Genomic DNA, 13,709 nt, shown 5'->3' with positions numbered 1-13,709 from the left:
CGCTCAGAACCCCTCGATCAGGCCCTGGCTCAACGCACGGGCGACGGCGTCGGTGCGGCTGTGCGCCCCGAGTTTGGCCATGACGCGCGTCAGGTGCACGCTCACGGTCTTCTCGCTGATGTAGAGCTGGGCGCCGATCGCCTTGTTGGTCAGACCCTGGGCAACGAGCTCCAGCACCGACCGCTCCCGCGGCGTGAGCAGGTCGGTGGAGGCGAGCCGCACGCCCGGCACGGAGAGCCGGTGCCTCCGCGCGAGGGATTCCAGCTCCGCCTTCAGCGGCGCGGCGCCGAGTTCCTGCGCCACCTGCAACGCCTGCAGAAGCTCCGAGCACGCCCGCTCCCGCGCACCCTCGCCGTGCTCGACCTCCTGCGTTGGCGCAGTGCGCTGTTCGGTCAGCAGTGCCTCGGCGTAGCGCCATCGGACGACCGCCTGCTGGTACACATCGCCGTAGTCGAAGGCGGCGATGACGCGTGCCCACGCTCCCAGCGCTGCCTGGCCGCGCAGACGAGCGCTCTCGGCCTCCGCTCGCGCCAGCCACGCCTTCCCTTCCGGTCCCAGCGTCGCCCCACGCGGTGCACCCTCCTGCTCCGTCCGGGCGACCACAGCTGCGAATCTCTCGCCGGCGGCCACAGCATCCTGGGCGGCATCGTCGTGATGGTGGGAGCGTGACTGGGCAGCCGCGTCCGCTGCCGCCGCGATCCCGAGAGCACCGATCCGCAGCAGGTGCAGCGGTGGCCCGTGGTGGCCGGTGGCTGCGGACACCGCGTGTTCAGCCAGGCTGCGCTCGACCAGACTCTCCAGGTCGGCGACCACCTCGTGGGGACGGTGACGCCACAGGCCCAGTTCCGCCGTCGCATAGGCCGCGATCTTGAGCACTTCCTCATCGGAGATTCCGCAGGTGCGCGCCCGCGCAAGTCGAGCGTCGGCCTCCTCCCACCGCCCCCGGCCGGCGGCCAAGAGCGCGGCCGAGCAGCCGATGACCGCCGAGAGCCAGTCCGGCGCCTGCTCGCCCGGCGGCGAGGCGAGTTCTTCCGCCTCATCCCATGCGCCGGCCGCATAGAACACCTGGATGGCCAACCACACCAGTTCCCGGCCATAGGTCGCCCAGACGAGCCCCTCCTGCCGGGCCCGGGCGAGCCCGCGACGGGCGTGTTCCACGGCGAGCGCCAGGTTCCCGCGCTCGAACTCACCGACGGTGAGGTTGAAGTGGGCACGCAGCTCCACCTCGTAGGCGCGCACCTGAGCGGCACGGGCGCGCGCTTGGTCAAGGACCGCCATCGCCTCCTTCTCCTGCCCCTCGTGCAGCAGCAGGTAGGACAGGGAGATCAGGGCGTCGGCCTCGGCGTCCCCGGCACCCGCCTGCCGGGCATCACTGACTGCCTCGGTGACCCAGGAACGATGCTGGGCGGACGGTCCGCCGAACGCGAGGGTGGACAGCACCCACGCCCGCTCTCCGCTCGGTGGCTGGTCCCTCACCAGCTCCCACGCTTCGCCGATGATCCGCCGCCCCTCAGCCCAGTCGTCCTCGGCATAGCGCACCTTCGCCAGCCGACGGCGCACCCCGGCGCGGGCGATCGGGTCACCGCCGGCGTCGGCGAGCCGGAGAGCGGACCTCAGGAATGCCGTGCACCGTTCGGTGCGCCCGGCTGCGACGGCGGCATCCGCGGCCCGGATCATCAGCGTGAACTCGTCGGTTCCCGTGACCTCGGCCGCGTCGGGCACCGCGTCCCACAGCGCCAGCGCCTGCTCCAGGTGGGCGAGTACGTCGGCGGTGGCGGCGACATCCTCGGCCTCCTGTGCGGCACCGATGTGCGACGTGAGGGCAGTGGGCAGGTCGCCGGACTGGGTGGCGTGATGCGCTTGCGCCCCCCGCCAGCCGGGATAGCGTCGTTCCTGCAGCAGGCGCACGAAGGCCGCGTGCGTCCGGGTCCGTTCCCCGGGGAGCAGGTCGGCGTAGACGGCCTCCCGGAGCAGCGCGTGCCGGAACTCGACCGTGTCGTCCTCGCCGAGCACCAGCACGTAGCGGGCCAGGCATTCGCGCAGCGCCAGTTCAAGCCTGTCTTCGTCGAACTCGGTGACCGCCAGCAGTGTGGCGCGCCGCACCCGACGTTGCCCGGCCACCGAGGCGACCCGCACGAGGCGCTGCGCGTCGGGGTCGAGCTGCTCGATCCGACCCAGGAGCACGTCAGCGAGAGGTCCGGCCAACCTGCTCCCAGGTGCGGCGAGCAGCTCCTCCACGAAGAAGGCGTTACCTCCGGATCGGGCCGCGATCTGCTCCACCTCGACGTCTCGGGGCACGAGCTCGTCCCTGGCCGCCACTGCCCGGGCGAACTCGCGTGCGTCAGCCTCGGAGAAGGGCTCCAGATCAAGCCGTTCCACCCGCCGCATCCGCGCGATCTCGAGGAGCATCGGGCGCAGCGGATGGCGGCGGTGCATCTCGTCGGAACGGTAGGTCAGCACCACCGCGAGCGCCTCCCCGGAGACGCGGGCGAGCAGGAAGGTCAGCAGATCGCGGGTGGAGGCGTCAGCCCAGTGCAGGTCCTCGATCACCAGCAGGACCGGTGCCCTTTCGGCCAGGGTGGTCAGAGCCGAGAAGAAGGAGTCGAAGACCTGGAGCTGCTCTGAAGTCCGCCCGGTGCCACCGCGCGCCACCAGGGTCGCCAGGGCCGGCGCGTCCGCCACCAACGAGGCGTCGATGTCGCGCATCTGCTCGAGCACCTCGACCACCGGCAGATACGGCGGGGCAGCGTCACCGAGGCCGACGCAATGCCCGATGAGGACGACCCCGCCGGTGCGTTCGGCGATGCCGGCGACCTCGCCCACCAGGCGGGTCTTGCCCACGCCGGCTTCCCCGGGCAGCAGTACGGCAGCTGCGGACCCGCCGACCGCCTCCCGCCACACGGCGTCCAGGCGGGCGAGTTCCGCAGTGCGCGCGACCAGCGCGATCTCAGACCCGACCCGTGCCACGGAGGTCATCGTGTCATGCACCGCGCTGTCAGGCTCGCCGCTCCAGGTCCTGGTGAGCGAGGCTGGGCTGAGCTCGTACCGTCTGTGCGGCGGCACGCTGAGCGATGAGCCGGCGGATGTTCAGCCGCCGGCGGGTGCGGGGTACGACGAGCTGGGTGAGCAGCCGCTCCCGACGGTCGGCCATCTCCGCTCGGAACAGGTCGTCGTGGGTGTTCATGGTGTGCTCCTCGGTGCTCGGCATGAGCCTCACTGTGCTCCTGAGGTCTGACATCGGGGGATGGGGTGGTCACGTCCCGTCTGCGCCCGGCCCCCTTACCCCGTGCCCCACGACGGCGCAGGCCGGGTAAGGCCTGTGGTGGTCGCCACTTCCTGGGGGTAAGGGGGCGTGCACCTCACCGTCTGAACCAGGATCGGCAGACTGACACACAGCCATGTCGCGCCGGAGATGCGTCAGTCTGCACACGGTGTGTGAATCGAGACCGGGGTCATCGTCGGTGCTGCTGTCGTAATCTCAAGGCGTGACTCAGATCAGCTCCTTCCAGGACGTCCTCGACGACTCATTGCTCACCGCTCACGACCGGCAGTCCGACCTCCTGGGCCGCTTGGAGGCGTGCGGGCCCGAGGAAGAGCGCACGTGGGGCGTCGACCTCGACACCCGCACCGCAACGTTCACCGGCCCTGCGGGAACCTTCACCGCCACGGCGCACCTGCTGGGCAGCGCCGCACCTGGCCCCCGGTCGTGGCTGTGGGCGTGGGCCAACCCGCAGTACGCCGGTCCCCTGGTCGCACGCGCCGAACAGGTACGCGGGTTCGGCGAGCAGTACGCGATCCCGCAACTACGGGACGCCGAGGTCCCCCTGGACGCTGAACCGCGCCAGGTGGCCGGGCACATCTGCGCCGCTGCCGGTCTGATCTGCGGCGGGCTGACGCACTACACGCTCGATGCCGGCCGCGGCACCGTCGCGGCACTTCTGCTCGAGTCTCCCGAGCTGGCTCCCACCCCACCGAGCGCGATCCGTGCGGCACGGGTGCTCGCGGAAGTGGCCCAGGCCGGGCAGGTCCGCAACTGGGACCGGGCGATCCGCGGCTACGCCCAATGGCGGGGTTTCACCCTGGGTGAGGCGCCCGAGGGCCTCACCCTGGCCGCACCGGATGGGACTGCCATCTGCACGCTCGACGATCGGGGCCGCCTCGGTCAGGTGAAGGGGAGCTTCCACCAGGCCTGACAGGACAGGTCCCGCGGGAGCAGCCACGCCGTCATTATCGAACGGTCGACGCAGCGAGCAGTACGCGTACTGAGACACCCGGACCGCCCCATCGGCGGCTATGGCATCCTAGGTGTCAGGTCATGAGCGCCAGCGAACAGCCCCGGCTAGCTGGCCGGCAACCCTCCAACCGCGGTGGGGTGCCCCGGGTGACGACCAGGCCGGCGTCGCGGTGGCGCCCGGCAAGCGCGGACCCCTCGGGGTCCGACGGACCTTCCGGAGGATCACATGTCGCAGCACACACTTCTCCCGCTCGTCGGCGCCGAGACCACGGTCCCGCTGACGGTCCCGCGGGATGGCGCCTCGTCGATCGGCTACGCGAACCTCGACTATGCCGCGAGCGCACCGGCACTGGCGGCTGTGGCGGACGCCGTCGCGCGGGCGTTGCCGCTGTATGCGAGCGTGCATCGTGGGGCGGGGTACCTCTCGCAGGTCTCGACGGCCCTGTACGAACAGGCTCGCACCGCGGTCGGGCGCTTCGTGGGGGCGAGGGCCGATGACGTGGTGGTCATCACCCGCAACACCACCGATTCGCTGAACCTGCTCGGCGGGTGCGTACCCGGACGGGTGCTGGTGCTCGACATCGAGCACCACGCGAACCTGCTGCCGTGGCAGCGTCGCGGCGCCGACGTGCTCGCCGCGCGCGCATCCGTGGCCGAGACGGTGACGGCACTGCGGGAGGCTCTGACTGCCGGCGACTACGCCCTGGTAGCGATCACCGGGGCCTCAAATGTGACCGGTGAGTCGTTGCCGGTGGCCGAGGTGGTGGCCGCCGCGCACGAGGCCGGAACCCGCGTGGTGGTCGACGCCGCCCAGCTGGCCCCACACCGGCTGTTCTCGCTGCAAGCCACCGGTGCCGACTACGTGGCCGTCTCGGGGCACAAGCTGTACGCGCCCTACGGCGCCGGTGCGCTGATCGGGCGCCGGGACTGGCTGGATGTGGGCACGCCGTACCTCGCCGGCGGTGGTGCGGTCACGAACGTCGCGGTCGAGGAGACCGTGTGGGAACCCGCACCGCAACGGCACGAGGCCGGCAGCCCGAACGTGATCGGGGCCATCGCACTCGGGGTGGCCTGCACCCAGCTGGAGGCGGTGGCCGCGCGTCTGGCCCAGCACGATGCTGCGCTGCGCGCACGGCTGATCGACGGGCTGGAGGGGATCGAGGGCGTGCAGGTGCTGCGCTTGTGGGCGGACTCGGCCGAGCCGACAGCCGTGGTCTCGTTCAGCCTGCCTGGTCATGATGCCGGCCTGGTGGCCGCCTATCTCTCCGCCGAACATGGCATCGGAGTGCGCGACGGCCGGTTCTGTGCCCATCCGCTGCTCGCCGCGCGCGGGCTGGAAGCCGGGCTCCGCGCCAGCATCGGGCTCGGCACCACCTCCGAGCACGTGGACCGGCTCATCGCCGGGATCGAGCAGTACCTGACCACTGGTTCCCGCGCCTCCTATGAGGTGGTCGGCGGCCGGTGGCAGCCGCAGGACGACCAGCGTGAACTGCCGGAGGCGATCGGGCTGCTGCAGGATCTGCATGCGGAGGCGGATGCACCGTCGGTGCTCGCGACCGCGGCAGCCGGCGCAGGGTGCGGCCCGGCTGCCAGCACCGTGCCGACGGTGGCGCAGGTACTGGCCGGCACGCACTGAGCCCAGCCCGAGCAGCAGCGCCCGGACTCGAACGTCACCCGTAGTCTCGGTGCATGACGACGGACGTTCTGGGACACCCCTGGCAGCAGGAGACGCTGCGGCTGCGACCCGAGGCGGCGGGCGAACCCGTCGCGACCCTGGTCAGCGCCAGGGCACCCCTCGGCGTTGCTGATCCAGCCGAAGCAGCGACACCCTCACGGGCCGTGCTCTATGTGCACGGCTTCACCGACTACTTCTTCCAGACCGAGCATGCCCAGGCGTGGCTGGATGCCGGCTACGACTTCTACGCTCTGGACCTGCGCGACTGCGGCCGGTCGATCCGTCCCGGCCGCACGCCGAGCTTCGTGGCGGACCTGGCCACCTACGACGAGGAGATCGGTCTCGCACTCGCCCGGGTCCGCGCGGCCGGCGCGCAGCAGGTGGTGCTGCTCGGGCATTCCACCGGCGGGTTGATCACCTCCCTGTACGTCTCCGACCACCCTGGAGCCGTGGACGCCCTGGTGCTCAACAGCCCGTGGTTCGATCTCAACTCCTCCTGGGTGAACCGGGTGATCACCACCCGTTTCATCGACGTGCTCGGTACCTGCTTCCCGTTACTGCGGGTGGGCACCCTGGGTGAGCCGTACGGGCGCAGCCTGCACACCTCCACCGGCGGCGACTGGGACTACGACCTGGCTTGGAAGCCAATCGAGGACGTCCCGGTTCACGCCGGCTGGTTGCGGGCGGTGCGGCGCGGGCACGCCCGGGTCGCGCGCGGCCTGGACATCCAGGTGCCGGTTCTGGTGTGCACCTCGGGGCGCAGCGGGCACCCAAACCACCCGTCTCCGGAGGATCTCACCGGCGCCGACTGCGTGCTGAACGTGGCGCACACGTGGACGCGTGCGCCCAGGCTCGGAGCCGATGTGACCGTACGCCGCTTCGAGGGCGGCCGGCACGATCTGGCGCTCTCCTCATCCCGCGTCCGCCACGCCTATGCGCAGGAGGTCATGTCCTGGCTCGCCACCCGGATGGCCCGCTGACGGCGCAGGTCACCGACTCGCTATCGTCACCCCCATGAGCAACCCGCCGCAGGAGGAGTCAGCCGCGGTCGCCCACGCTGGTGACCCGTTCTCGTTCCGCGCACTCGCGGTGGAGCTGATCGCCCTGCTGGTCACCACCGCGCGCCTGCTGCGCACACACTGGTTCGCCGTCCTGGTACTGGCCCTGGTCGGCGTGACCGCGCACCTGTACCTGCAGGACCTGTCCATCCTGGCCGGACGACTCGGTGCGGTCCCGGGACTCCTCACCCTGACGCTGGTGCCGTTCGCCACGTTACTGACGACGGTCGCGATCCTCCTGGTGCTCCGCCGCCGGGCCCGTTCTCGCAGCATGGCGCGGGACCTCATCGCGGCACTCGGCAGCGTGCTCGTGCCATTCCTGGTGGTGTACGAGAGCGGCGGCGGGCTCACCGAGGATCGCCGCGTGTACGCCCTGGCGGGCGTGTGGGACGACATCGGCCGGATGGACATCGACGACGTCGACGGGACGACCCGCCTGGCGGAAGCCACCTCGCCGCTCGTACTCGCCATCGTGGCTGTCGCTTTGGTACTGCGACGTGTCGGCTCGCAGGTGGTCGAACGCGATTCGCTCTGGCCGGACCAGGACGCTCCGGTCCGGATGGGATTGCGGGTCATCGTCGGGTACTTCGAGCTCGTCTGGATCGTGCTCGGCGCCTCCGTGGTCACCTACGCGATGGGCGAAGCACGCGGCTGGTGGCACGCACGGGTGATCGCGCGGGCGCTGGCCGCCTGGTGGGACTCTGTCGCTCTGTCACTGCCTGGCCTGGGCAGCGCGGTCTCCTGGCTCGTGGCGGCCGGAGGAGTGCTCTTCACCGGGGCGATCACCGCCGTCGTGGTCCCGTTGGCGTGGCTGACGATCGGCCTGGTGATCTACGGCATCCGCACCAACGAGCTGGTCAGCATGGCGGACGTCTCAGCGAAAGCGCCGTTCGCACAGCGGATCGCTTCCCGGGTGGAGGACCCGAGGGTGGTGCGAGCATGGACGAGGATCAGTCAGCCGCAGGGGCGGTTCGGGATGCTCATCGGCGGCCTCGGCCTCATGGTCCGCTCCGGATGGGCACCCCTGGCGGCGTACTGCCTGCTGTACCTGCTGCTGACATTCGTCCCCTACCTCGTATGGGGCGCGTTCCGGGCAATCACGCCATGGCTCGACGCCCTCGCGTGGAACGCATGGTGGGCGCCGCTGACGGCCGCCTCCGACATCCTGGTCATGGTGCTCACGGCCACGCTGCTGGCGGCGACGGCCGACCGGCTGCTGGCGCGACTGGGGGCACCGACTGCGTTGCGCTTGCGAGAACGCCCGGTCCGCTGAGCGGCGAGTTACTGCTCCACCTCGAGCCGGATGTACTCCGGGTAGCGGACGACTTCCTCGATCCGGACTGCTGCGGGTTCGGCATCCTCGGGCAGCAGCACCAGCAGGTGCTGAACCTCGGGGATCGGGTCCTCCCCCGGCTCCGGTGCAGATACAGACAGTGACCACTCGTAGTCGTCGCTGCTGAGCGGCACGTTCTGACCCGCCTCGAACAACCTGCCGTCGGCCGACTCCACGAGCGTGGTGACGAAGGAGTACTCATCCTGCGTCGTAGTCACCGCCAACGAGATCCGCCACGGCTGGAACCCCTCGGGCGGAGACCAGACCGTGTCCCACTCGAGCACGCGAGCGGCGGGTTCGATCGCCACCAGCTCCACCTGGACGCCGTCAAGGGACTCCCCCGCACCGAGCGCCGCATGTGGACCGCTGGGCCACCATGACTCGCGCGCGTCCCGGGTCACCTGCCACCCGAGTGCAATGAGCGAGATCAGGGCGACGAGCGTCAGCACCAGGGTGCGGCGCCTCCCACGCGGACCGGCTGTGCCGGCGGATGCGCCGCTCACCGTTCCCCCTCACCGAGCAGCTCGGGCTCGGCGAGGATCACGCGATCGGCCGAGATCTCCTCGAGCGAGATCGTCGTGACGCCGTAGCCCACGGGAACGTCCTCGGCCACCGTGCGCGGGTAGGCCCACACGAACAGCGTGAGGTCCCCGAGCGCATCGGCTGCCACCTCGAACGCGACCTCACCGCGTGTCCACGTGTCCGGAGCGACCCGCCAGTCGGACACGGGAGAGCGGCTCGAGATCGCATAGGTACGACCCTCGGAGTCCCGGAGCCCGAGGCCGGGCGAGTAGGCCGGCTCGCGTGTGGTGGCGGCCGAGTAGTCGACGATCACCCACATCCCGCTGGTCTGCAGCGGCACGCCGTCATCGTCGAGGGTCTGAGCCGCGCGCACGTCGTGCACGTGCACCTGGAACTCGCCGATACGCACATCCTCCCCGAGTGCAAAACGCGTCGACACCGATCCGGACGGTTCGGTCCCGGCGGTCACGGCGTTGACCCCCACCCCGGCGGCAAGCACGAGGAGGACGCCGAGCAACAGCGAGAGCCGCGGTCGCATCACTCCTCCTCATCCACGAGCGTGGGCGGCACATCGGTGACGGGCACCTCGACCACGCCCAGCAGCGGCTCGACCTGCCACAAGATGTTGCCAGGGTCGAGCATGCTCTCCTGCGCCAGCACGGGATAGAGCTCGACCTCCACCGACTGGGCGGCGGGTGTGCCCGCAAGCGGCCACAGCATCGCGACCTCGTGCGGCACATCCGGGGAAAGCGTGACCAAGAACGACTCGTCGCTGACCACCACCGTGGTCCGGGGATGCTCCTGCAGCGGGTCCATTCCCGGCACCCGGAGCAGGTCGCGGCTGAGGATCACCTCCTCATCCCCCCGGTTGACCACCTCGACCACCACGCCGAGCCATGCCGACGCCTCCTCGGGAAGCGCGTGGGTCTGGACGTCGGCGGAGACGAACGTCGATCGCACCTCCACCTCCACCTGCCCCAGGTCGAGCCGCTGCCCGACGGCGTAGCGTTGCGCCTGCACGTCATCGGCGGCGGCGAATCCGCCCACCACAGCGACGGCCACCGGTGCCAGCAGCATGCCTACGGCTACCCCCGCTCCGATCTGCCGCCACCGGCCGGCAGTGACCCACACCCACGCGCGCCTGAGAGCGGTGCGCACGGACCGGCGGGAAGTCATGGCGTCAGAGTAGCGACCGCCGTCGGTGGAACGTGCCATGGCACCACCTACGATAGTGATGACCCCCAACTCAGGAGACCAAGTGGCCACCAGGACGATCATCGACCTGACCGACGACCTCGACGGCACCGAGGCACAGCACACGGTGCGGTTCTCTCTCGAGGACGCCGTGTACGAGATCGACCTCAACGGCGCCAACCGTGACAAGCTGGTTCGCGCTCTGGCCCCGTTCGCCGCCGCGGCACGCCGGGTGCGCGGCGGTGTGGCAGACGGCGGATCCGTCCGTGATGAGACGCCCGTCGATACCCGCGCCGTCCGGGAATGGGCCCGTGCGCGCGGCATCGAGGTGCCCGCGAAGAAGCGCGTTCCGGCCACGGTCATCGAGCAGTTCCGCGCCGCCGGCAACTGACCTTTCACCCGCAGATCCTGCGTCTGTGGTGGGATATCTCCCGTGGACCTCATCACGATTGCTGCCTGGGCCGCCGTCATCCTGTTCGTCGGAGCCAGCTGGTTCGGGATATCCCTGCTGTACCGCCGCGCCGGTGAGCGCGGTGAACGTCGACGGGCCGAGCGTGCGGTGGTCAAGGAGTTCAAGAACGGCGCACACACCGTGACCTTCCAGTGGGGTCCAGAGACGATCGCTCAGGACCCCACCGGCTGGCTACTGGTGGCCAGTGGGCACCATGCGGTGGCGGCGAACCAGCCGTTGGACGTCTTCGGCTATCCCGCACCTGGCGAGGGCGCACGGATCCTCGCCGAGTCGTGGGACGTGCACTCCCGCACCGACCTGGTGGCGCAGATGCTCAGCCTGCTGGTCTCCGGGCACCGCAACTCCTTCGACGCCGAACGTGCGCACTGGCTCTCCCTCGATCAGGCCGGGCAGCGCCAGCTCCGCAAGGATCTCGCCAGGGCGGCCAAGGCCTCGCCCACCGCCCGCGAGGAGTACCTGCGCTTCGAGCGGATCCGCACCGATGCGCAGGGGGCGCGGTCGATCGACTTCCTCGCCTGGGACCTGGACCGGGTCATTCTGCTCGCTCGCGCCGGGGTCGGAGCCGGGTATCTCAGCGAGCCCGAAGGACGCGACCTGGCGCTCGCAGCCGCGGCCGGCCTGCGCTCGCGCTACCGGGGCTGGGATGAGCTGAACGCGTCCTTCACCCGCGGCCGCTGGTACTGGCGCAGCATGGACGGCGTGGAGGAAGCCTCCGCAGCCGAGCATGACCGCCAGTTCACCCGGGCGGCTGCGCCGATGTGGAATCTGGTGCCGTGGGAGGCAGCACTGCCGGCGCCCACCTTCGCCGCACTCGACAGCCTGCCACCGCAGATGGTGGCTTTCCTCGCCGAGCAGCACCTGGGCCAGCCGTGGCAGGCCGAGCTCCGGGCGGCCGTCCAGGCGCGTCTGACTTCGGGGTGACGTGGACCCTGAGGCGCTCATCCGCTGGCTGGACCTGACCGGGGTCCTGTTCAACGCGATCCTCGGCGGTGTCGTCGCCCGGGCGCACCGGCTCGATCCGATCGGATTCGCGGTGCTGGCCATTCTCTCCGGCCTCGGCGGCGGGCTCATCCGGGACACGTTGCTGCAGGCCGGTCCACCGGTGGCGCTGACGGACAACGCCTACGTCCTGACCGCCCTCGCCGGTGCCGTGATCGCGTTCGCCGTGCGGCTCGAAGGCCGCATCTGGGACCGGGCGTTCGCGCCGATCGACGCCCTCGCCCTGGGCCTGTGGGCAGCCGTGGGCGCGCAGAAGACACTCGCGGTCGGCCTGGGCCCGCTGGCTGCTGTGATGCTCGGGGTCGTCACCGCCGTCGGGGGAGGGTTCGTGCGGGACGTGGTGATGCGCCAGGTTCCCCGCATCCTGGGGCGCTCCACCCTGTACGCCACGTGCGCACTCGCCGCCGCCGTCCTGGCGACAGGTCTCACCCTGCTGGGTGCGAGCACGTTCGGCAGCCTCGCCGGGGCCGCGCTCGGCGCCGTGCTGTGCCTGCTCGCACAGTGGCGCGGCTGGGTGCTCCCGGAGTCGGTCGGGTGGAAACCACCGCGACCCAGCTTCCGCCGCCTGCGCAAACTCGCCCGCCGGGCGGCCCGGCGACGGCACGAGTAGATAACAATCAGGACACATTGTCACCGGCTGCAGGTCGCTGACCTGCAGCGATGCCTATCAACGACCCTGGGCACGACACCGCAGGGTTGACGATCTCCCGTCGATCACCGCACGATGACTTACGTGTGGGAGCGCTTCCACGTTTGGGGGTGGGAGCGCTACCACGGTCACCGAAGACCCTCACAGACAAGGACGTCATCATGACGACACGCACGAGAATCACCCTGGCAGCCACCAGCATCGCGGCCATGACCGCGCTTGCCGCCTGCGGAGGAGGTGACAGCGGGAGCGACTCCGAGGACCCCGGCACCACCGGCTCCGGGGACGGCGGGGACGAGATCACTCTGACCGTCGCCACCTTCAACCAGTTCGGCTACACCGACGAGATGCTCGACCGCTACGAGGAGGAGCACCCCGGGATCACCGTGGAGCTGATCACCGCCGACTCCTCCGAGGACGCCCGCACCAACCTCACCACCAAGATCGCCGCCGGCGGCGAGGGCCTGGCCGATATCGAGGGCATCGAGGTCGACTGGTTGCCCGAACTGATGCAGTACCCCGACCTGTTCACCGATCTTTCCGACCCCGAGCTCGAGGGCCGGTGGGTCGACTGGAAGGTCGCCCAGGCCACCACGGCGGACGGCCGCCTGCTCGGCTACGGCACCGACATCGGCCCGGAGGGCATCTGCTACCGGCAGGATCTCTTCGAAGCCGCAGGCCTGCCCACCGACCCGGCCGAGGTGGCCGAGCTGCTCGGTGGCGACGACGCCACCTGGGAGGACTACTTCGCAGCGGGGCGCGAGTTCGTCGCCAACTCCGACGCGGCCTGGTTCGACGGCGCCCAGGCCACTTACCAGGGCATGGTCAACCAGCTCGAGTCCGCCTATGAGGACGCCGGTACCGGTGACGCTCTCGATCTGTCCACCAACACCGCAGTCCGCGACCTCTACGACCAGGTCCTCTCCGCATCCGTCGACGACGGTCTCTCGGCCGGCCTGGAGCAGTGGAGTGCCGACTGGGACGCGGCATTCCAGAACGACGGCTTCGCCACCATGCTCTGCCCGGCGTGGATGACCGGTCCGGTCGAGGAGCGCGCCGGTGGTGTGGACGGATGGAACCTCGCCGACGTCTTCCCCGGTGGCGGTGGCAACTGGGGCGGATCGTTCCTGACCGTGCCCGCCTCGGGTGCGAACACCGAGGCCGCGACCGAGCTTGCTGCCTGGCTTACTCACCCGGAGCAGCAGACCGAAGCGTTCGGCAACGCCGGAACCTTCCCCTCCCAGATCGAGGCCCAGACCTCCGAGGAGGTCCAGTCCGCGACGAACGACTTCTTCAACGACGCCCCGATCGGGGAGATCTTCACCTCCCGCGCCGAGGCGATCGAGGTGGTGCCGTTCAAGGGAGCGAACTACTTCTCCATCCACCAGGCCGTGCAGAACGCGGTGCTGCGAGTGGACGTGACCGGTGAGCAGGACGCCGATTCCAGCTGGGAGAGTGCGGTCGAGGAGTTCAACGGCCTCGGCCTGATGTGACGCGCGCGGGCCGTGCCGATCGGGAAGATCTCCGACCGGCACGGCCCGCCGGTGCCTCACCGCACCGCATGCTCGCACCG

The 13,709-nt window shown here is 70.4% G+C and carries 13 protein-coding genes and 1 riboswitch; of the genes, 8 read left to right on the top strand and 5 right to left on the bottom strand.

Features of this window, described 5'->3' with window-relative positions:
• Positions 1 to 3 precede the first annotated feature (3 nt).
• Together IM660_RS02890 and IM660_RS02885 are read right to left on the bottom strand one after the other, a co-directional pair.
• Entirely contained in the window at positions 4 to 2,976 is a 2,973-nt protein-coding gene (locus IM660_RS02890; protein WP_193497933.1) for a helix-turn-helix transcriptional regulator, read from the bottom strand.
• A gap of 19 nt (positions 2,977 to 2,995) precedes the next feature.
• Positions 2,996 to 3,208 (bottom strand): hypothetical protein, encoded by a 213-nt coding sequence (locus IM660_RS02885; RefSeq protein WP_193497932.1) that lies wholly within the window; start codon positions 3,206 to 3,208, stop codon positions 2,996 to 2,998.
• A gap of 277 nt (positions 3,209 to 3,485) precedes the next feature.
• Between IM660_RS02885 and IM660_RS02880 the strand changes: the two genes are divergently transcribed.
• The 4 genes from IM660_RS02880 (at position 3,486) to IM660_RS02865 (ending at position 8,240) form a co-directional block, all read left to right on the top strand.
• Complete coding sequence (locus IM660_RS02880) at positions 3,486 to 4,193, top strand: DUF6882 domain-containing protein (protein WP_193497931.1); 708 nt, start codon at positions 3,486 to 3,488, stop codon at positions 4,191 to 4,193.
• Between the two features lie 118 nt (positions 4,194 to 4,311).
• Positions 4,312 to 4,427, top strand: a riboswitch (SAM riboswitch).
• Between the two features lie 33 nt (positions 4,428 to 4,460).
• Entirely contained in the window at positions 4,461 to 5,870 is a 1,410-nt protein-coding gene (locus tag IM660_RS02875; protein ID WP_193497930.1) for an aminotransferase class V-fold PLP-dependent enzyme, read from the top strand.
• A 53-nt stretch (positions 5,871 to 5,923) separates the two neighbouring features.
• A complete protein-coding gene (locus IM660_RS02870; RefSeq protein ID WP_193497929.1) occupies positions 5,924 to 6,889 on the top strand; it encodes an alpha/beta hydrolase in 966 nt (321 codons plus the stop codon).
• A 34-nt stretch (positions 6,890 to 6,923) separates the two neighbouring features.
• Positions 6,924 to 8,240 (top strand): hypothetical protein, encoded by a 1,317-nt coding sequence (locus IM660_RS02865; RefSeq protein WP_193497928.1) that lies wholly within the window; start codon positions 6,924 to 6,926, stop codon positions 8,238 to 8,240.
• 8 nt (positions 8,241 to 8,248) lie between these two features.
• Here IM660_RS02865 and IM660_RS02860 read toward each other — a convergent pair whose 3' ends face one another.
• Genes IM660_RS02860 through IM660_RS02850 form a run of 3 tightly spaced genes read right to left on the bottom strand, consistent with a single transcriptional unit; the run spans position 8,249 to position 10,037 of the window.
• Entirely contained in the window at positions 8,249 to 8,803 is a 555-nt protein-coding gene (locus IM660_RS02860; RefSeq protein WP_193497927.1) for a hypothetical protein, read from the bottom strand.
• Positions 8,800 to 9,360: a DUF4352 domain-containing protein gene (locus tag IM660_RS02855; protein ID WP_193497926.1), complete on the bottom strand. Its 561-nt coding sequence runs from the start codon at positions 9,358 to 9,360 to the stop codon at positions 8,800 to 8,802. Before IM660_RS02855 ends, IM660_RS02860 begins: the two co-directional genes overlap by 4 nt.
• Positions 9,360 to 10,037, bottom strand: coding sequence for a hypothetical protein (locus IM660_RS02850; RefSeq protein WP_193497925.1), 678 nt, complete (start codon positions 10,035 to 10,037; stop codon positions 9,360 to 9,362). The genes IM660_RS02855 and IM660_RS02850 overlap by 1 nt, the downstream gene beginning before the upstream one ends.
• 43 nt (positions 10,038 to 10,080) lie before the next feature.
• Here IM660_RS02850 and IM660_RS02845 point away from each other — a divergent pair, with 43 nt between their 5' ends.
• The 4 genes from IM660_RS02845 to IM660_RS02830 all read left to right on the top strand — a co-directional run bounded on the left by IM660_RS02845 (position 10,081) and on the right by IM660_RS02830 (position 13,629).
• Positions 10,081 to 10,407 carry a histone-like nucleoid-structuring protein Lsr2 gene (locus IM660_RS02845; protein WP_193497924.1) on the top strand — a complete coding sequence of 109 codons (327 nt, stop codon included), beginning with the start codon at positions 10,081 to 10,083 and terminating at the stop codon, positions 10,405 to 10,407.
• A gap of 42 nt (positions 10,408 to 10,449) precedes the next feature.
• The gene (locus tag IM660_RS02840; RefSeq protein WP_193497923.1) at positions 10,450 to 11,409 is read left to right on the top strand and encodes a DUF1266 domain-containing protein; all 960 of its coding nucleotides are present in this window, start codon (positions 10,450 to 10,452) and stop codon (positions 11,407 to 11,409) included.
• Between the two features lies 1 nt (position 11,410).
• Positions 11,411 to 12,097, top strand: a complete 687-nt coding sequence (locus tag IM660_RS02835) for a trimeric intracellular cation channel family protein (RefSeq protein ID WP_193497922.1) — start codon at positions 11,411 to 11,413, stop codon at positions 12,095 to 12,097.
• A gap of 200 nt (positions 12,098 to 12,297) precedes the next feature.
• Positions 12,298 to 13,629, top strand: coding sequence for an ABC transporter substrate-binding protein (locus IM660_RS02830; protein WP_193497921.1), 1,332 nt, complete (start codon positions 12,298 to 12,300; stop codon positions 13,627 to 13,629).
• The last annotated feature ends 80 nt before the right edge of the window (positions 13,630 to 13,709 follow it).

The sequence above is a fragment of the Ruania alkalisoli genome, from assembly GCF_014960965.1.
In the GTDB taxonomy this organism is placed as follows: Bacteria; Actinomycetota; Actinomycetes; order Actinomycetales; family Beutenbergiaceae; genus Ruania; species Ruania alkalisoli.
The sequence above is the reverse complement of the archived record's forward strand: the minus strand, read 5'-3'. Positions and strand labels throughout refer to the sequence as shown.